The sequence below is a fragment of the Clostridium sp. TW13 genome (assembly GCF_024345225.1).
Classification (GTDB): Bacteria; Bacillota; Clostridia; order Clostridiales; family Clostridiaceae; genus Inconstantimicrobium; species Inconstantimicrobium mannanitabidum.
Genome location: NZ_BROD01000001.1, coordinates 3191169 through 3212757 on the forward strand (window position 1 = coordinate 3191169; position 21589 = coordinate 3212757).

At 29.8% G+C, this 21589-nt stretch carries 16 protein-coding genes; all 16 read right to left on the reverse strand.

What is annotated here, in order from left to right; translation table 11 throughout:
- Positions 1–35 precede the first annotated feature (35 nt).
- The 16 genes from OCU47_RS14965 to OCU47_RS15040 all read right to left on the reverse strand — a co-directional run bounded on the left by OCU47_RS14965 (position 36) and on the right by OCU47_RS15040 (position 21302).
- Positions 36–1070: a sugar-binding transcriptional regulator gene (locus tag OCU47_RS14965; protein ID WP_261829413.1), complete on the reverse strand. Its 1035-nt coding sequence runs from the start codon at positions 1068–1070 to the stop codon at positions 36–38.
- Positions 1071–1302: 232 nt separating this feature from the next.
- On the reverse strand, positions 1303–2658 hold the full coding sequence (gene rpoN, locus OCU47_RS14970; protein ID WP_261829414.1) for an RNA polymerase factor sigma-54: 1356 nt from the start codon (positions 2656–2658) through the stop codon (positions 1303–1305).
- A gap of 928 nt (positions 2659–3586) precedes the next feature.
- Positions 3587–4525: an ABC transporter permease gene (locus OCU47_RS14975; RefSeq protein WP_261829415.1), complete on the reverse strand. Its 939-nt coding sequence runs from the start codon at positions 4523–4525 to the stop codon at positions 3587–3589.
- The gene (locus tag OCU47_RS14980) at positions 4518–5615 is read right to left on the reverse strand and encodes an ABC transporter permease (protein WP_261829416.1); all 1098 of its coding nucleotides are present in this window, start codon (positions 5613–5615) and stop codon (positions 4518–4520) included. The genes OCU47_RS14975 and OCU47_RS14980 overlap by 8 nt, the downstream gene beginning before the upstream one ends.
- A 12-nt stretch (positions 5616–5627) precedes the next feature.
- Positions 5628–7145: an ABC transporter ATP-binding protein gene (locus OCU47_RS14985; RefSeq protein WP_261829417.1), complete on the reverse strand. Its 1518-nt coding sequence runs from the start codon at positions 7143–7145 to the stop codon at positions 5628–5630.
- A gap of 70 nt (positions 7146–7215) precedes the next feature.
- The gene (locus OCU47_RS14990; protein ID WP_261829418.1) at positions 7216–8277 is read right to left on the reverse strand and encodes a BMP family lipoprotein; all 1062 of its coding nucleotides are present in this window, start codon (positions 8275–8277) and stop codon (positions 7216–7218) included.
- 887 nt (positions 8278–9164) lie between these two features.
- Complete coding sequence (locus OCU47_RS14995; protein ID WP_261829419.1) at positions 9165–10001, reverse strand: DegV family protein; 837 nt, start codon at positions 9999–10001, stop codon at positions 9165–9167.
- Between the two features lie 12 nt (positions 10002–10013).
- Positions 10014–10475 (reverse strand): tRNA (cytidine(34)-2'-O)-methyltransferase, encoded by a 462-nt coding sequence (locus tag OCU47_RS15000; protein ID WP_261830638.1) that lies wholly within the window; start codon positions 10473–10475, stop codon positions 10014–10016.
- A 173-nt stretch (positions 10476–10648) separates the two neighbouring features.
- Positions 10649–12946 (reverse strand): transglutaminase-like domain-containing protein, encoded by a 2298-nt coding sequence (locus tag OCU47_RS15005; RefSeq protein ID WP_261829420.1) that lies wholly within the window; start codon positions 12944–12946, stop codon positions 10649–10651.
- Positions 12947–12950: 4 nt separating this feature from the next.
- Positions 12951–14099, reverse strand: coding sequence for a DUF58 domain-containing protein (locus OCU47_RS15010; RefSeq protein ID WP_261829421.1), 1149 nt, complete (start codon positions 14097–14099; stop codon positions 12951–12953).
- Complete coding sequence (locus OCU47_RS15015; RefSeq protein WP_261829422.1) at positions 14096–15028, reverse strand: AAA family ATPase; 933 nt, start codon at positions 15026–15028, stop codon at positions 14096–14098. Before OCU47_RS15015 ends, OCU47_RS15010 begins: the two co-directional genes overlap by 4 nt.
- Positions 15029–15239: 211 nt before the next feature.
- Positions 15240–16622, reverse strand: coding sequence for a VanW family protein (locus OCU47_RS15020; protein ID WP_261829423.1), 1383 nt, complete (start codon positions 16620–16622; stop codon positions 15240–15242).
- Between the two features lie 281 nt (positions 16623–16903).
- Positions 16904–17845: a glycoside hydrolase family 25 protein gene (locus tag OCU47_RS15025; protein ID WP_261829424.1), complete on the reverse strand. Its 942-nt coding sequence runs from the start codon at positions 17843–17845 to the stop codon at positions 16904–16906.
- 72 nt (positions 17846–17917) lie between these two features.
- Complete coding sequence (locus OCU47_RS15030; protein ID WP_261829425.1) at positions 17918–19453, reverse strand: sensor histidine kinase; 1536 nt, start codon at positions 19451–19453, stop codon at positions 17918–17920.
- On the reverse strand, positions 19443–20168 hold the full coding sequence (locus tag OCU47_RS15035) for a response regulator transcription factor (protein WP_261829426.1): 726 nt from the start codon (positions 20166–20168) through the stop codon (positions 19443–19445). The genes OCU47_RS15030 and OCU47_RS15035 overlap by 11 nt, the downstream gene beginning before the upstream one ends.
- Positions 20169–20399: 231 nt before the next feature.
- Positions 20400–21302, reverse strand: a complete 903-nt coding sequence (locus OCU47_RS15040) for a D-alanine--D-alanine ligase (protein WP_261829427.1) — start codon at positions 21300–21302, stop codon at positions 20400–20402.
- Positions 21303–21589: the final 287 nt, after the last annotated feature.

A 21589-nucleotide genomic window follows, 5' to 3' on the forward strand; every position in this document is an offset into this window, starting at 1 on the left:
ATATCGTAATTTAATATTAGAGAAATAATCAATATTTATACTTGTAAATTTAATTTCTCCATTATTTTTTTTGCTGCGCCTTCATCTGTAACCAAAACACCATTCTTTTTACCAAACTCAGTGGCTATAATGGCATCAACCTTATCTTTGCCTGCTGCTACTGCAATATGCAAATTAAGAGTGGTTATATCATCTATGTTAATTCCTAAGGTTGGTGTTACCCAAACTACTTTAGAATCTTCATCAAAATAACATCCGAAAGCTTCTCCTACAGCTCCAAGCTCTTCTAATCGATCTAATTGTTCTTGAGATAGACCTCTTTTTAAACCCATTTTATCAGCTCGACCTATTCCATAAATTAAAATATTAGCCTTGTGTATAAATTGGATAACTTCTTGAATACCTTTCTGTCTAGTAAGCGTTTGTAATATATCATTACTTAAGTTTTCTGGTACATGTAATAACTTATAGGTACCGTTTAACCTTTCTGCTAACCTTGCAGCTAAACTATTGGATTGAGTTTCAACTTTTCTTCCCATTCCACCTCTAGCTGGAACAACTAGTACATCTTTTATATTGTTCATCTTTGGGAAACTATCCACCACTTGTTTAATGGTACTGCCACCTGTAATGGCTATTATATCCCCTGATTTTATCTGGTTTTTAGCATAGTTTGCTGCTGATTTACCTAATTCTTTTAATATGGTAACATCATCATCTGCATCACCAGATACCACTATTACATCTTTTAAATTAAGAGCTTCTTTTATTGCTTGTTCCACATCTGAAAGACCCTTAATTTCATGAACATACTCTTTTAAGTCTTCTAAAATTTCAGTTCCTTCACTTGTTACAGTCATTCCTGGAGCATTGATCTCAATTAAATTTTGACTCTTCAAAAATTCAACCTCAGTTCTAACAACTCTCTCACCAAGACTTAAAGTATTTGCTAAAACTCTTCTACCAACAGGTTCATTATAATATATTGTTCGCAGTATATTATATCTTTTTTCCATTAAGTCTACAAGCTCAGGAATTAACTTTTTCTGAAGCCTTAATATATCTTGCAAACCTAACACTCCCTTTGGTCTTTCAATGTCCCACTTGAATATTTTCTGTCCCACAAGTATTATTATAAAACACTTATCTCAATTTTAAAAGCCTTTTCACAATTTTTTTTAAATTTTATAGTAATTTAATATATTATAAACATTTATTCCTTTTATCATATGACCTTGTTATATATTTACTCTTTTCTTATGATATTCTTATTAAATTATTTTTATCTTTTTCTTTTTTTCTTTAAATTCTTTTTCTTTTACTGGATGATTTTATTCCTAACTCTTCTCTATATTTAGCAACAGTTCTTCTAGAAATAGGCAAACTTTCATTGTTTAAAATATTACAAATATTTTGATCTGATAAAGGCTTGAATTTATCTTCTCCATCAATTAAATATTTTATTCTGTTCTTTATATTTACTACACTCAAATCCTCAGTTTCTTTGTTTAAGGCTGTAGTAAATAACTTCTTTATCAATATTATTCCTCTTGGTGTAAGAACATATTTATCTTTTATTGCTCTGCTTATAGTAGATTCATGAAAACTTAATGCTTCTGATACTTCTTTAATTGTCATTGGTTTTAACTTTTCTACCCCTTCATCAAAATACTGAACTTGTTTGTTTAATATATACATCATAACTTTATACAAAGTTTGTTTTCTCTGTTCGATACCATTGATTAATCCTATGGCATGCTCCATCTTTTCATTTATATAAGACTTAGCGTGTTCATCTCCAGTAGAATTTATAACTTGCTTATAAAATTTATTTATGCTCAACTTAGGTAATATCCTATCCTCCATAATTATCTCGTATTGATTACCCACTTTTTTAATTTCAACGTCAGGAAATACAAATGCTATGCTATCTCCTGTGTAAAAGCCTCTAGATGGCTTTGGTTGTAAATGCTTAATTATATCAAAATATTCTTGTACTTCTTTAGCTGTTATATTTAATTCTTTTGCTATATTATTAAATTTATTGTCTGCAATATCCTCTAAATGATAATTTATAATTTCTTGAATTTCCTTTGAAGCTTTATTATTTCTCCCTAATTGTAAAATTAAACATTCCTTTATGTCCCTTGCTGCTATCCCTGCTGGGTCCATACTCTGAATTGTATCTAATGCTTTTCTAATGGCATCTATAGACATATTAGTATCAACACTTATTTCTTCATCACTTATAGGTAAATATCCTCTATCATCTATATTTTCAATAATGTATGTACATAAGTAGTTTTCCTCACGAGTCTGTTTTACTTCCCTTAATTGCTCATATAAAAAATCTTTTAATGTTCTCTCACCACTAATAAAAGAAAATGGTGAGACCTCATCATTCTCAATTGCAAAACTTTTAGTATCATATCTATCAAATTCCAAGTAATTTTTTAATTTATTATAATCTATTTCTTCTTTTACTTCTTTATCCCTAAAATCTCCTTCTAAAACAGGATTTTCACTAAGTTCATTGTTAACATAGTTGAATAAATCTATAATGGGCATCTGTAAAAGCTTTATTGATAAAATCATTGATTGAGTAAGTGCTAACTTTTGTTCTTGAGTAAGTTGAAAAGTTAAATTATTTATCCCCATAGATTTGCCTCCTACGTTAACTTTAGTATAATATATACATTTTATCTTAATTTATAGCAAATGTGAACAATTTCATTTTATATAGACAGCATTTAATAATAATTTAGCATTTTTATATCTTAAAAAATTTTCTGAAAAAAATTTCAATTTATATTTTTTCTTTCTAACAATTCATAAGATTATCTCTCTTTAAGATGCTATTTAAATACAATTAATATTAATTTGAATTTAAATTAACTATAAATAGTATCAATATGTTTATTAAAAACTGCTATAGAACTGTTCCATTAAAATGTTGGTGGACAACTTCTCAAAATTCGATTAAATTCGATTAATTTCTACCAACATTTAGGTGGAATAGTTCTATACACATTTATATAATCCCCTCACTACCTCTATCTATGTATCTTTTGAGTTCACTCCTTAAAATTCATTTAGGTATATTTATATTCACGTCCACCTATGCATCTTTTGAGCTATCACTGATTTATGATTATACAGTTTCATAGCTTAAAACAATAGGCAAGTTTTCAGTCCTGTCTTCTGTTTCATTCTATAACTACATAATTTCATAATTAAAAGCAATACATATGGCTTCAATTCTACCTCCACTTCATTCTATAGCCACATAGTTTCATAACCAACATTGGATTGTTAACTATGTAAAAAGTACATTGATGGATTCTACAATTAGATAGCTTTATATCTAAACCAAACCTATCCTATAGTAGGTGATTCTATATTTCACTAACCCATAAATTCAATTAACAATAGAGATTATGCTTTCCTGCACAAAAACAAAAAGGCTGACTTACAATCAATACATTGCAAATCAGCCTTTTCAAAAATTATTCTACTGTGCTTTTTATATTAGAAACATACAATTATAAATACACAAATTGTAGATATTATGCTTTATTTTGTAAAATTATCTGCTATTCTTTTCGTATGGAACACCATCAGCTGCTGGAGCTTGAGATTTTCCTACAAATCCTGCTATTACTATTAAAGTTAATATATATGGCATAGCATAATATACATCATTTGGTATATTCCATGCAAATCTTTGAGCAAGAATTTGGAATGCATCTGCAAAAGCAAATAATAAACATGCTCCAAAAGCTCCTACTGGCTTCCAGTTACCAAAGATAACTGCTGCCATAGCGATAAATCCTCTACCATTTATCATACCTTCACTAAATAGATTTAGTGAACCTATAGAAAGTGATGCTCCACCAAGAGCTGCTAACATTCCTGATGCAATTACACATCCATATCTTACTGCATAAACATTGATACCTAGAGTATCTGCTGCCTTTGGATGCTCACCAACGGCTCTTATTCTTAATCCTAGTGGTGTTTTAAATAGTATAAAAGTTATAACAGCAACTAAAATTATTGCTATGAAAACGAACCAGTTTAATTCACCTAATAATTTACCTATTACAGGTATCTTAGAAAGCATTTCTCTTGGATAAGGTAATGCTGTAACACCGTCTGTTTGACCTTTTCTACCAAATAGTTCTACTATTAAGTAGCTAGTTAACGCTGCTGCAAATAAGTTAATTGCAGTACCTGAAATAGTTTGATCAGCCTTTAAAGAAATACTTAAAAATGCATGTATGAAAGCAATGAATCCACCTGCTACTATTGCAAATACAAGTCCCATCCATGGGCTTCCTGTTTTATATGATCCGTAAACTGCAAAGAAAGCTCCCATTATCATCATACCTTCAAGACCTATATTAACAACACCAGATCTTTCTGATATAACTCCACCAAGTGCTGTAAATATTAGAGGTGTTGCCATTCTAAGCATTGATGCTATTAAGGCAACTACTATTGGAATACTTGCTGTATTAGCCATTTACCTTTACCCCCTTATTCTTCTTTAACTTGTTTCCAAGGATCTTATATACTGAATCTGCTGCAATAAATAGAATGATTATTGATTGAACTAAATATACTATATCCTTTGGAATACCGTTCATTTGTAATGTTAATGAAGAAGACTCAAGTGCACCAAACACTATTGCTCCAAATATTACTCCTATTGGATTAGATTTTGCAAGTAAAGCTGCTGCCATTCCAGTGAAACCGAAATTAGGGAAGCTTGATAATTGAGTGGCATTGTAGTTTATACCAGCAACATGAGTTGCTCCACCAATACCTGCTATAGCTCCTGAAATAACCATTGCAAGAATTATATTCTTCTTAATGCTAATTCCACCATACTCTGCTGCAAATGGGCTTAATCCAACAGATCTTAATTCATAACCTATTGTTGTTTTGGTTAATAATAAATGTACTAATATAACTATAACTACTGCTAAAATTAAAGCTATACTTGTTCTGTAATCAGGTCCAAATAACTTCATTAATTTAGCTGAATCTTGAATTTCTCTTGAACTTGCTGCACCTGTCTTATTAAGAGGTCCCATTACAAATATATTAGAAACATACATTGCTATAAAGTTTAACATTATTGTAGGAACAACTTCACTTACTCCTCTAGTAGCTTTAAGGAATCCAGCTATACCAGCCCATATACCTCCAGCTATTATACCTGCAAGAACTATTAAAATTGCATGCAAAACAGATGGAATTCCTGGTATTAATCCTACTATGGCTGCTGCTAACATACCTATAATAAATTGTCCTTCTGTTCCAATGTTAAATAAACCAGTTTTAAATGCTATTGCATTTGCTAGTCCTGTAAATATTAATGGAGTAACGAACACAAGTGTTTCACTTATTGATGACATATCTCCAAAACTTCCTAGCCATATTGATGAAAATAAATTAACAGCTGCATCTATAAAACCTGTTTTAGTAGAAACACAAACAAATATAACTGCTACAAGCATAGCAAAGATTATAGATATTATTGGGAATCCTATTGCCTTTATAGCTTTAAGGAAGTCCACCTTTTTAGACTTTTTAATTGTATTATCCATTTCTAAACCTCCTTATTTTTCTTTAAGCTGACCGCCAGCCATTAAAATTCCTAGTTCATTTTCTGTTGCTGTCTTAGCATCAAGAATTCCAACAATTTCACCATCATACATAACTGCAATTCTATCTGAAACATTCATAACTTCATCTAACTCAAGTGAAACTAATAAAACTGCCTTTCCTTTATCTCTTTCTCCGATTAGTCTCTTATGAATATATTCTATAGCACCTACATCCAAACCTCTTGTAGGTTGAGCTGCAATTAATAATTCCGGATCCTTCATTATTTCTCTTCCAACAATTAATTTTTGTTGATTTCCGCCTGAAAGCCCTACTGCCAACGCATCTTCATTTGGAGTTCTTACATCAAATTCTTCTATTAATTTTACAGCATGCTCTCTTACTGCACTATAATCAATCATTATTCCTTTTGAGAAAGGTGCTTTATAATGTTGACCTAATATAGAATTTTCAACTAAAGAATGCTTTAAAACCAATCCTCTTTTATGTCTATCTTCTGGAACGTTACATAATCCACTCTCGATTATATCTCTAGGAGCCTTATTCGTAATATCTTTGCCTTTTAATTCTACTTTTCCTTCTGTAGCCTGTCTAAGCCCAGTTAAAACTTCAATAAACTCACTTTGACCATTTCCGTCAACACCCGCTATACCAACTATTTCGCCTGCTTTTACTTCTAAATCTATACCTTTTAATACAGGTAAGCTTCTATTATCTAATGCCTTTAGTCCTGAAACTTTTAATATTGTTTCCTTAGGCTTACATTCATCTTTATCTACAACTAAATTTACTTTTCTTCCTACCATCAATTCAGCCAAATGGTCTATATTAGTATCTTTTGTATTAACTGTATCAATAACCTTACCTCTTCTTACGATGGTAACTCTGTCACTCATTGCCATTATTTCTTTTAACTTATGTGTTATAAGAATTATTGACTTACCTTCTTTTACAAGGTTTCTTAATATAACACCTAATTCTTCTATTTCTTGAGGTGTTAAAACTGCTGTAGGTTCATCTAAGATTAGAATATCTACACCTCTATATAATGCTTTTAATATTTCAACTTTTTGTTGTTGTCCAACAGTAATATCTTGAATTAAATCCTTTGGTTTTAAGTTAAATCCATACTTTGCTTGTAATTCATCTACGTCTTTTTCAGCTTTCTTCATATTGATTGTTAAGCCTTTTTTAGGCTCTGAACCTAAAATAATATTTTGAGCAATTGAAAAGTTTGGTACTAACATAAAGTGTTGATGAACCATTCCAATTCCTAATTTAATTGCATCTGATGGAGATTTCATATCTGCTTTTTGACCTTTTATATAAACCTCTCCAGCTTCTTGTTGGTATAATCCATATAAGACATTCATAAGGGTAGTTTTACCGGCACCATTTTCACCTAGAAGTACATGTATTTCACCTTCTCTAAGTTGAAAATCAACATTTTCATTTGCAATGACGCCTGGGAAAATCTTAGTTATTCCTTTCATTTCCACAACATTTTGCATTCTTTCTATCCTCCATTCATTCTCAAAAAAAGCTAGATGTTTTACCATCTAGCTCTATTAAACTTAAAAATTAAAGTGCTGGTGCTGTAAAGTTAGCTAAATCTTTAACAGTTGATGGTACTGTAAACTTTCCATCTACTATTGCTTTCTTGTATTTGTTAGCTAAATCAATAACATCTGCCTTTGTGTTTGTGCTTGTAGATGGAGCCATGTCAATAGCACCTTCTTTTAATCCGTAAACTGTTACGTCTGCTTTGAAGTTTCCATCAACAACTTCTTTACAAGCTGATGTAACTGCTACATCAACTTTCTTTAACATTGATGATAAAATTACACTTGCATAATCTTTGTTTGTAACTGCTTGGTCTTGGTCAACACCAATTGCCCATTTACCAGTTTCTTTAGCTGCTTTGAACATACCTAATCCAGTTGCTCCAGCTGCATGATAAATTACATCACAACCATCATTGTATAATGATTTAGCAAGTTCATATCCCTTACCTGAATCACCAAATGATCCTGCATATTTTACAGTTTTCTTTGAAACTAAATCTGCTGCTGCTGCTGGGTTAACTGCTTTAACACCTGCTATAAATCCAGCTTCAAAAGCTTCTATTAATGGACTTGAAACTCCACCAATAAATCCAATTTTATTTGTTTTAGTTGTCTTTCCAGCTATAACTCCCATTAAGAATGAACCTTCATTAGCTTTGAAAGTTAATGATTTTACGTTCTTTAATGTTGATGTTTCATCGATAAGAACAAACTTCTTGTTTGGATTTGCTTTTGCAACTTTTTCTACTGCATCCTTCATTAAGAATCCAACACCAACTGTTAAGTCGTTTGTCTTAGCTAAAGTTGTAAGGTTTGGTTCATAATTTTCAGCTTGCTTTGATTCAAGTACATTTGGTTTAGATACCTTATCAGAAAATTGTGATTGAGCATCATCTAGTCCTTTTTTAGCTGCATCATTGAAAGATTTATCCCCTAATCCTCCTTGATCTGTTGCCATACCAAATTGTAATTTTGCTCCAGCTGATTTACCAGCTCCATCCTTCTTTGCACATCCAGCAAATAATGTTGCTGCAACAGCAACTGATAACATAGTAGCAATTAGTCTTTTCTTTTTCATCAAAAGATCCCTCCTAAGACTCTTATTATTTATTATTTATTTTTATTTTCTGTTGAGATTATACAACAGTAATATAAAACACCTCAAAAAAGATATATGATTTAGTAAAGCACTTTCATACATTCTTTATCCTCTAACCATTTTATATAAAAAATGAAATAAATTCAACAACTTTTTTCATATTTTTTAAAACCAATTGAATATTTTATGGAATATTTAATAAAAATAGGGCTTTTCCATCTTTTCGGGGTAATATATTTTTTGCAACAATTTGTGTAAACAGTTTCACAAAATTGAAAATGCAAGTATACACCTGCATTCATATTAAAATAATTAAGTAAATCCTTTAAAAAAACTTATTATTTAAAGTAAGAATTTTAGAACTTTCTGTTATATATTGTATGTTGCTCTATAATATTATTTTTATTCGTGCTCTTTTATAATTCCATATGAAAATAAATTTATTATTATTACATCTTTTAAAAATTTTGTTTTATAGATTATTCCTAAGAAAATATAATTACTTTTACTGTATATTTTAAAGGATTTATCTGTACTGTAAATTTAAAAACAATAAATAAGTCCAGTTCTTGTATTAAGTTTAAAATCATTGATAACTGACAATTTGTATAATTACTTTTATATCTTCTAACACAAATAAATTATTCACCTTGCTTAAAGTTATCTATAACTTATAAATCATATAATTTACTTTAGAACAAAAAATTTAGTATATAAGTTCTAAATAACATTGCACATAAACAACCAGTACAGTGAATTTAAATATGTATTTTATTTATTAAAACATATATATTAAAAATTTAGTATTAAAAATTGCATTACTACTTTATATAAATACTACATAAATGCCTAATATATAAATTGGGCTATTTTCTAATAAAAAATAATCCTGCTGCCTTAGGGCCTGAATGTATTCCAACTGAGCAACCAACTTCACACTCAATATGCTCTATATTATTCTCTACTAGGTATTTCTTCAAACCTTCAAAAATCTCTTCATTTTCTGCATTTAATAATGCCACCAATTCATCAGGTGTTCTATCTGAACTTTCAAATTCCTCAATGATAGTTCTTATAGCTTTCTTACTTCCTCTTACTTTATTTTTAACAGCCATCATTCCATCTTGTACATCTAGAATTAGTCTTATTCCTAAAACACTGCCTATAACCCCTGCTGTTTTAGATATTCTTCCGCCTCTCACTAAATTATCAAGGCTTTCAAATGCTAAAGAAGCTGATATTTTATCCTTAATTATATCTAATTGTTCCTTTATCTCATGTATATTAATTCCTTGTTCTTTCAGCTCATGTGCTTTTAGAACCAATAGTCCTAAACCTGATGTAACATTCTGAGAATCAATTACTTCTATATCTTCAGTTTCAAGCATATTCTTTGCAATGCATGCTGACTGATAAGTTCCACTCATATTTGAAGATAAATGAATTGAAACTATCTTGTACCCCTCTTCCAAGTACTTCTTAAAGCAATCATAAAATCTATTCGGAGTAACTTGTGCTGTTGTTGGAAGCACGTCCTCTTCTTCAATTCTTTTAAACATATGCTTCGGATTGATTTCTACACCATCTAAATAACTTTCTTCTCCGAAATTTATCAATAGTGGTAGCACCTCAATATCTTTTTCTCTAAAGATACTCATAGGTATATCCGCTGTGCTATCAGTGATAATTTTTATTTTTTCCATGTCATTCCTCCACTATTTCATATTAGGAAATTCCAATTGTCTTAATGCCTCATATGCTATGATTGCAACTGTATTTGATAAATTTAATGAACGAGTGCTTGTTTCTAACATTGGAGTTCTTATTCCTTTAAGATCTTGATGAACATTTTCTGGCACACCACAGGATTCTCTACCAAACATTATAAAATCACCAGCTTCATATTTTACATCAGAATATCTATCCGTAGCATGAGTTGACGCTAGGAAAATTCGCTTATCTCCATATTTTTTCATGAACTCTTCATAACTTTCATGTATTTCAAGCTTTAAATCCTTCCAATAATCAAGACCTGCTCGTATTAGATGCTTTTCGTCCAAGCTAAATCCTAACGGTTTTATAAGATGCAAAGTTGAGTTAGTAAGTACACAAGTTCTTGCAATATTTCCTGTATTTTGTGGTATTTCTGGTTGGTATAAAACTATATTAAGATTCACCATTATATCCTCCCTGAATTTTACATTAAGAATCTTCTTGGGCATGTAGAAATAAATAACAATTATAAAATTAACTTACTTATTTTTTGAAAATGCCTTATAAAGAATAATATACACTACCTACTCAAATTAGTCAAAGCTACTACTATGCACCTCCAACCATAACAGCATTTTTAGTAATGGAAAAAGATATTTATATAATAATTAAACTTTCCTCTACTTTTCACAATAGATTTTAATCTTTCTAAATCTTTTGTATCTTGCCTCTTAATATAGTGTCTACCATAATAGTGTTTATTCATAGCTTTCACTGTATTTAGAAGTATTTCACTCATCTCTTCATCAGAAATTCTAGCTGCAAACTCTAAATCTGTTTCCGCAGGATTTTTCTTATATCCAATAAAAGAAACTAACTTCATAGAGTGAGCATATATCATCTTAATTTTCTTATTTTTTCTTATACGTTGATTCTTAAGCAGTATCCAACAAATTCTTAATATGGTTGAAAGTAAAAGTATAAACAATATAATTGCTATAACAATTAATTTATTGCTGTTTTTAGCTGTTCTTTCATTTATGTTAGTACTATCAGGCCTATAATTATGGTTTGGCGTTAAATTTTTATACACATCTGAATCAGTATTATGAACTTTCTTTTTAATATTACTTCCATCATACATAAAAACCCCAATAGCTTTTGCACGTTTATCTTCTTCTTGCACGTGTTGTACTGAAACTTCATTTGGGGTTGAAGTTGGATCCATTATAACCCAAAATGGTTTTGTGGGTTGTATGAGACTATTATTCATTTCTTTATAAGTTTCTTCGAATGGATTGGTATAAACCTCACACCATGCATGAGAGTCTTTATTACTCATCTCGTATACAGTATCTTTTTGTTTAAACCTGTATCCATCCTTGAACCCTCTTACAAATCTGGCTGGTATATCTACACTTCTGCATAACACTGTCATTGCTGTAGCAAAATATACGCAATACCCTTGCTTTTCATCAAATAAGAAATGATCAACAAAGTCCTGTCCTTCTGGTATATTTTTAGGAGTTAAAGAATAAGTATAATTTCTTCGCAAATACTCAGCTATTTTTTCTGCTTTTTCAAAGTTATTTCTACAATCGTGTGTTATTTCATAAGCTAAATTTTTTGTTCTCTCTGTGACTGTAACTGGTAACTGCGTGTACATATCAAAACTTTCAGGACCATCATCAAAAGAATAATAGTCTCTCGAAATTTTATTTATCCTGTTTACATAATCTACGTCTTTTTCGCCTTTGTTCCTAGAATAAATAGCTTCATCTATAAACTCTACGTCATAAGAATTCATATTACTTTTAGAAATATTAAAATTATTTCTATACCAATCAAATGTAGGCTTTATTTCTTTATTGATCATCGTTATATTATAGCTCAAATTAGGAACCAAAATTGCATCCTTAACTTCTTCCTCAGGATAGATTTCAACATCATTCTTATACTTATCTGAAATTTTGATTACATTTTCAACTGTATTTTTAAATTTTTTGACATCCAGTGCTGTTTTGGCCTGGCTCTTTATCCAATTTTTACCTGTGTAGTAATCTTCAGTATCTGCTTTGAAATAAGTATAACCAGTTGTTACTCCATTAGGAAAACTATATTTAAACGCTAATTTATTATCTAAACTTATTGGTCCTCCCATTTTATTTGAACTATCATACAATCCTGTTAAATTCTTTGCAGCAAACCCCGTATTTTTAGTTACAAACTTATCTTTAAGTCCTTTATAGTCAATGCTAAAATTATTTCCTATGATAGCCACAATTAAAGCCACACTAACTAACATTACTATATTGTACTTATCTTTTTGATTGCAATTCTTTTTCATATAGGTTGACCTAAGTCCAAAAATAATAAAATTAATCGCAATAAATGTAGTAATCATTTTATCAATGGATGGCTTGTAGCCTAAGTTGTACAGAACTACAATTACAATAAAGATAATTGCTGAAATCAAAAACTCTAAGTGTTTATTTATTAGAAAACTAAAGATTATTATTAATAAAGGAATTGAAAATAGAAATACATTTCGAGTCATAGTAATATCAACATTGTTTACTGATACCATATTTACAAAGTGAACTTCTGTATTATAAAAGAAATCAATAATTTTTGACCAGTCAAAATACATTGCCATTATACATAATATAACACCTAAAAGTATTATTCTTTTTATAAATTGGACTCCGCTAGCTTTTAAATACTCCCTACAATAATTAAATAAATAAGGTATACCGTACCTTATCCCTTCTATACAACAATATGATACTATTATATATTTAATGCATGTTCCCCATACATTTCCACGAATATAAAACCCCTTTATCATGAAATATATTATAAAACATATATATAAAACTGACTCAACTATATTATATGTTTTTTCTTTTATTGATTTTAGTACCTCATCTTCCATAACTTTATACCCCATTTTGACTAATGCTTTCTTCTAACTTAACAAGCTGCAAGTTTTTATTGTTTTCTACTTCTGATTGTATAGCTTCATCACAATCATTAAACACTATAACAAGATTATTTTTACCATAATTAATACTTCTGTTAATTTCTTTTAAGAAATCTTTACTTAATCTATTAATTACTATAATCAATCCAATTCCATCAGATATATTACTAAATTCTTGCTTAATTACGTCTAAAATATCTCTTCGCCCGTCACTTTCATTTCTCACAAAATAATCTTCTAACAATAGGTAACTCTCTTCATCATCAACAACAAAATGCTCAACTTCTTTATTACTAATAAATACATTAAATCTTAGCCCAATTTTAGCTATATTTTTACAAAAGGATGCAGTGAAATCAACTAAAGATTCTTCTTTTTGCTTTGATGGATCCAATTCAAAATTAATTGCATTCATATCAATTAAAATATAATTTGTTTCTCCAATTTTGTCCTCATATTCATTTACCATAAGCTTACTGAACTTAGCACTGCATTTCCAATTTATTCGTTTTAAATTATCCCCAGCTCTATACTTCCTAATTTCTTTAATATTGCTGCTTTCACCTTTAGTTCCACCTACTGCTAAATCACTATTTCCTAAGACTCCAAAATAACGCTGCTCAAACCTATATATTTTAGGAGTAACAATAATAACCTCTTCATTTCTTTTCAAATATGTCATCGTTACAATTCCCCAAATGCCTTTGATGCTAATTACTTTGCTTCCTATATTGTATATTCCCCTATAATTGAAAGAAAGTTTTTCTTCAACTATATTTTTCTTTTTAGGCAGCATGGTAGAGTATACTATTTCATCTTCTTTTTTCTTAAGAACTGATGAATTTATACTGACATAAGGAATAAAAATTCTAAATATATTTTCCACTTCATACTTTATTGTTATTTCTTCGCCACAAGTTATTTTAAATGTAGTAGTCCTATCCTTTATATTTATAGTCTTTTTGCATATAACTAGATAAATTATTTCAAAAACAAGAATAAGTACAACTGCTATTGCAACTGAAGTAAAAAATTTGCCCCCATTGATTAACGCAGTACCTATAACAATAAATAATGTAGCTGCAAACCACTTATCTATTTTCATACTCTCACCTTTGGTACCTCTACATTTTTCATAATTCCTTCTAGCACTTTTATCTCATCAAGACCTTGCTGCTGTGCTGCTCTAGATAATATAATTCTATGACTTAGTGATTTTATTACATTTTCTTTTATATCATCTGGAAGCATATAATCTCTATCATTAAGCAAAGCAGTAGCTTGAGATATTTTTTGTAATGATAATATAGCTCTAGTACTTACTCCCACGCTTACTAATTCCGAATCTCTTATTTTAGCAGCAATTTCTGCTAAGTAATCATTTAAATCCTGTTTAATAAACACTTCTCTTGTTTTCTCTTGCAATTCTCTTAATTCTCCACCAGTCATTACTGGTTTAATATCTTCAAATGGGTTATTTTCACTGTATATACTTAAGATTTGTTTTTCTTGTTCTAAAGATGGGTATCCTATACTTATTTTCATTGAAAACCTGTCCAATTGTGCCTCTGGCAAATTAAATGTTCCTTCATGTTCTATAGGATTTTCAGTAGCAAATACTATAAAAGGCTGACTCATTATATATGTATCGCTCCAATCTGAAACCTGCTTTTCCTCCATAACTTCTAAAAGTGCTGATTGGGTCTTTGGGGATGTTCTGTTGATTTCATCTACTAATATAAAATTAGAGAATACAGGTCCTTTTTTAAATTCAAACTCTCTTGTTTTCTCATTAAAAATTGAAACACCAATAATATCTGATGGCAATAAATCTGGTGTACATTGAATTCTTGAATAATTTAAATCTATACTTTTAGCTAAGGTTTTTATTAACGTGGTTTTTCCTGTTCCAGGAACATCCTCTATTAATATGTGTCCATTTGATAGCAACACCTTTAATATATCACGAGCTGTTTCTTCCTTTCCAATAATAACCTTAGATATATTTTTTATCAATTCGTCAATCTGTTTCATAAATTATGCCCCCTATAATCATTATACATACATTATATTACATCTAATAATTATTTTACAATATATTTTCATTTTCTGGCATATTGTAAATGTTTCAATTTATTATTTTGTTAAATAAAGATTGGTTTTATAATCATTTAGGTTATTTCCTGAAATGAAAAAGAACCATTGCATTTTATTCTTGCAACGGCTCTTTATTAACACTTTATTTCTATTTAGCTTTTTTTGTTCCAACTCTTTTTACACCATTAACTTTTGAGTAAGTATCAGTAGCAATAAATTCTTTTGCAATTTGGTTTCCACTTGCATCAGTAGTTACTCTATATGACTTAACAACATATCCAGTTACTGGCTGAGTATCCCATACTACTTGTCCAGCATCTATGCTTGGATCATTTATAGTTTGTACATCTGGTTCAAGGGTTTTTATTGTTTCAGCTACTATATCATAATTATTACTGCCTTTACCAGCTTTGCTACCATAAACATTAAAAACTACTTGATTTGATGTAGTATAACCTTCTAAATATATTGGGAAATTATAAGTATTTTTAAATTTATAATCTAAGCTTCCCCAATATACTGTAGCATCTAATCCCAAATCTGAATAAGATGCCTTTAAAGAATGGTTATGTCTTTCAACAGATTTTATACCTGCTGACATTACTGCTCTATATAATGTAGTTGAAACTTGGCAAACACCTCCACCAACATCTTGAACTACCTTATTGTCTTTAAAAATAGCACCATTTTTAAATCCTGCCTCAGTTGTTCTTTCACCAACTGTATCATTATAACTAAAAGTCTCACCTGGCATAACTACTGTACCATTTACCTTTTTAGCTGCTATAGCAAGATTTTCACTTCTGTCAGTTTGTGCTGGATTATAGGTTGTAGAAAATGAAGATATTATACCATCAATCTTTGATAAAGCTGCTTTTGTAGCCTTAGGTTGTATTACATTCATTGGTATATCTATTTTAGATTGCTTGCTTAAATCACTTGAGATGCTTTCTTTAAGTAACTTATGCAATTTATCTTTATCTACTTCTATACCTGTAGCTTCACTAGTAATTGACATATTTCCACCTGTAATAACTAAAGAGGCATCTTTAGCTTTAACATTTAACTCACTAGAAATTTTCTGTTCAAACTTTTTTAATGCTGATTCATCATAACTAAATTCTAAGGATATTTTTTTATTAATACCAGATTTTATAATACCATTTTTTTCAAACAGCCCTTTACTTTTTCCTTCATTAAGTGCCGTTTTAACTGTATCCTCTATATTGAATTTAGGATTAATTTCTGAATACTTTAACTCATAACTCTTAGAATCTTTTGTAGCAGTAACAACTTTTTTATTAACATTATTCTCTACATTAGATTTTAAAATTGTTTTTGCTTCAGTCTCATTCATTCCAGATAAATCTATTCCTTCAACAGCTATTCCTGGATATATCTTATTAGCCCACTTACTTACATTATTTTGCACTGCAAGCACATATCCTACACCACCACAAACAATTGCAGCTGTTAAAACACTCCCAACAATTATGGCTGTTGATTTTTTGTTTCTAACCTTTTTAACCATTTATTATCTCCTTTCACTAGTTTATACACAAATATATAATAAGTTCTAATATATTTTGCCTAAAATATATTATACTATATAAATTTTATTAAATATAGATTAATAACATAATTATTATTTTTTATATTTTTATATAAATCTTAGCCTATATTTCTGTAATTTAACAAATCAAATGAAGGCTAAAATTTATATTCTAACCTCCATTTTAAATATATAATAAATAATTTCAAACTAATTGTCGTGCCTTTATCTACCAACACTTGTTGATTATAAACATATATTTAGATGGTTACCTTAGTTCTTTGTTTAGAAAAATCTCCATCAAAATCAAAAGCTTCTATGCTTACTTCAATAGGGGCTCCTGGTGCTAAGTTCATTCTGCTTCTCTTGAACACATAGCTAATAGCATCCCTGCTAACTGTTCCTATCCACTCTGAGTTAATAAACAAATTGTACCCTAGCAAATCTTTATCAGGATTTTTGTCCCACTTAATATATATATTATTTTGATCTTTTGTTGCACTTAATCCTTTTACGTTTCTTGGCGGCATTATGAAATCCAAGCTATCTGGCCCCCAGTTTAAATCTACTGGTGGATTTACTCCTCTTATATTACCTTTTTCAGTATACTGCCATAACTTCCACCTCTTCCATCCACCTAAATCTGGTGGAAACGGTGGATTAGAAGGTATTTCTTTATACATTGCAATCCACAAAGGCATATTGCTCAACGGATATCCTTTTCCAGGAACTTTAAAATCATTATATATTTCTGCAAAAAAAGTTCCTGTATAAATCATTAATCTTCTTCTTGTTTTTGATTCAAACCTTTTTCTAAATCTATCAACCCAATTAACCAATGTAGTAGTTGATATTGATTTATCAGCTGGTGCTTCAACATCTATTACCGGAAATAAATCACCATAATCTTTTGTTCCATAACCTGATTGTAATGCATTAATAAATCCATCACATTGTACATCTGCAGTAGTAGGATCGTTAGAAGCAACTGCATAATGATATGCACCTGATGGAATACCAAAATTTCTGCAGGCTTTTGCATACTCTACAAACTTTGCATCAACTCTAACTCTTCCTGTAGCTGAACCAGAAGCTCTTAAGTATATAAAATCTACTGTATAAGCCAAAACACTAAAATTAACCTGATCTTTGTATTCATTTAGATCTGGCCCAAAAGTGCTTTGAGGATTATTATTTTGCATATCTACATCTCCAAAATAAAAGTACTCATATAAATAAAATATGCCCACTTCTATATTTGGTTACTAGAATTTTTAACTAATGCAGTTTATTTCAATTATGAATATAATTTTATCCTCCACATAATCTGCCCATATGTTACCACCATGAAGAGATATTATATTTTTAGAAATTGCTAAACCAAGTCCACTCCCTGTAGCCTTACTTGAATTTCTTGATTCATCTATCCTATAGAATCTATCAAATAATTTATCTATCTTTTCCTTAGGTATATGTTCACACCTATTTGCAAAACTTATTCTGACCTTCTCTTCAAGCTTCGCCACTGAAATTTCAAAATCACAAGGTTTTGTGGCATATTTTATTGCATTTGAAATCATATTTTCAAAAACTCTAAGCATCTTATTAGTATCAATGTTGCATCTTAGATTTCCCTCAATATTTTTTATAACATTAAGCTCATTCTCAAAAAATACAGGACTGTATTCCTCAATTAATTGAGATAAAAATTCACCTATATCTACTTCTGTTTTCTCCAACTTAACTGCAGCATTACTTAATTTCGTATAATCAAATAAATCTTCCATAAGTACCTTTATCTTTTCTGACTTTTTGAAAGCTATATCAAGATACTCTTTCATCTGTTCCTCATTTTCATACTTGCCTTCCTTAACCAAACCTATATATCCCATAACAGATGTAAGTGGTGTTCTTAAATCATGAGATACATTAGTTATAAGATCATTTTTTGTTTTCTCAGCTCTTCTTTCCTTTTCCATCCTATTATTTATTTGCTTTGCCATGGAATTTATATTTCTGGCTATCTTACTTATCTCATCTTCGCCAACCTCTTCAATTCTATACTCTAAATCTCCAGAGGCTATCTTACCAACTCCAATTGATATATTGTTTACATACTTCATCTTATCCCTAGTAAGATTAGAGAAAGAAACTATAAAGGCTATTATTGCTATAACAAGTGATGCAAATCCTCCCTTATTACCTGTAGATTCTGAGGATTGTCTAACATCATCTTTTGTATATAAAAAAATTAGCGCTGGACTGCTTTCAAATGTGATATTTCTATAAGCAACTAACTCTTCCTCACTCAGTGCCATATAAGTTGTTGTTACCTTTTCCTTACGACTTATATCTATAGCATTAGTAATGTTTTTGTTTATATCTATTGTGGAATCTGTAACACTACCATATTTATAAAGTACTTTACCATTAAAATCTGCAACTATTACCTTATCATTATTTAATATGTTTAAATTCATAATAAGTTTATCCATATCGGATTTATTAATAGATACATTTTTATCTTTAGTATAATCTCTATATGCAGTATTAAAATCCTCCAATAAACTATATATAGATGTTCTATCCTTTATATTAACAACTCTATAGTCATTTGACCCGAAGAATATATTACTTATTAAATAGGCAACCATTCCTATGAAAAAGCATATTGCAAAAACCACCATAATAGCAAAACGAATGTTTTTATCCATTCTTCTCTTTGTTATCTTTACCATAAGTCTTACTGGAGCCATGAATCTTCTATTCCAAAGTCTATTACCAACTCTATACTTAGACTTATTTATCAATTTTGTATCCTACCCCCCAAACAGTTTTAATATATTGAGGCTTTCTAGGATTAGCTTCTAATTTTTCTCTTATCTTTCTTATATGAACCATTACTGTATTATCTGATTCCATAAATTCTTCATTCCATACACTCTCATATATATTTTGAATCGAGAATACTTTTCCTCTGTTTTGAGCTAGTAATGCTAATATTTCAAATTCTGTTGGGGTTAACTTTTTCTCCATATCACCAATAAATACTTGATGATTTTCAATATTAATTTTCAAGTCATCTACAATCAAAACATCTTTTCCAGATATGCTCTCCTCCTTATTTACAGTCATACCAGCATTATTTAAGCTGGTATATCTTCTAAGTTGAGACTTTACTCTAGCAACCAGTTCTAATGGATTAAAAGGCTTAGTTACATAATCATCAGCTCCTGTAGTTAAACCCAATATTTTGTCCATATCTTCTGCCTTTGCTGAAAGCATTATTATAGGAGTATTTCTTTCTTCCCTTACCTTCATACAAACTTCTATTCCATCTATTTTAGGCATCATTATATCTAAAATCATAAGATCAACCCTAGTATTCTTAAGTATTTCTAAAGCTTGCTCACCATCTTCTGCTAAAATGGTTTCAAACCCTTCACCTTTTAAATATATATTAATTAAATCTCTAATTTCTTTTTCGTCATCAATGATCAAAATTCTCTGCTTTTCATTAGACATCCTATCACCTCATAAAATAAATTTTTCTATCGACTTAAATACACTAATTGTATATATGTATAAATTTAGTTATATATATATTGTAATATATATTTCTTAAGAATTTCTTAAAATAAAATAAATAAAGACTTTGAATTATGCATATACATTTAAGATTAGTCAATTAACTATATGGTTAATTGACTAATCTCTATGTTAAGCAACATCAAAATCTTCAGTAAATTTAATCCTTTATTTCCTAACTTTTAATGAACCTTCAATTATTAAATCTAAAAATTGTGGAAACTCTATTCCAAGTCCCTTAGCACTCTTAGGGAAAAGACTATTCTTTGTTAATCCTGGTAAAGTATTCACTTCTAAAACATAAGGAACTCCTTCACTTACTATCATATCTACTCTTGAATATACGCTACATTTTAACGCTTTATATGTGGCAATAGCCATTTCTTTAACTTCTTTGTGTAGCTTTGGTTCAAGTTCAACTATAAACTCGTCAGCTCCTCCATCAGCATATTTTGATGTGAAATCAAAGAAATCTGATTTAGGTTTAATTGCAAGTACAGGGAATAACTTATTGTCCATTATTGGACAAGTTATCTCATCACCTTTTATATATTGTTCTATCATAACTTCGTTATCCCATTTTAAACCTTCTCGTACAGCATCTTTTATTTCTTCTTTATTTCTTAATATAAATGTTGCAACTGAAGAACCACCACTATTAGGTTTTACTACAACTGGATATCCAAAGCTTTCTATCATATCAAAATCTATTTCATCTACTGCAGAAACTGTAAACCACTTTGCAGTTCTTATTCCACAAGCTTTTAGCACCTTCTTGGTCATATCCTTATCCATACAAACTCCACTACTTAATGGGTTGCAGCCTGAGTAAGGTATTCCCATAGTTTCAAGTACTGATTGAACAGTTCCATCTTCACCAAATCTACCATGAAGTGCTAGGAAAGCAAAGTCTATTCCTTTAACCTTCTCTACTAACTCCTCTTTATTTCTTATATCTATAGCTACTATTTCATATTTATTTTTATCTAAACTATCTACTACTGCCTTACCAGATTGAAGTGAAATTTCTCTTTCTGAAGAAATTCCTCCCATAATAACTCCTATTTTCATAACTTATCCTCCAAACAATCCATTGATTTATTCATTAATGTGATTATAACAAAAAAAATAATCTGTTTTAAGTACCACTGTTTTATATTTTTCATAACTACGTGGATTAATATAATCAAATTGCTCAACATATACATCCGGATAAATACATTTTCCAAACATATATACCGTAGTTATATTGATATTAAAGCAATTTACATAATCCATATAGAACTGTTCCACTAAAATGTTGGTGGACAACCTACGAAAAATCGACATTTTTCTACCAACATTTAGATGGAATAGGC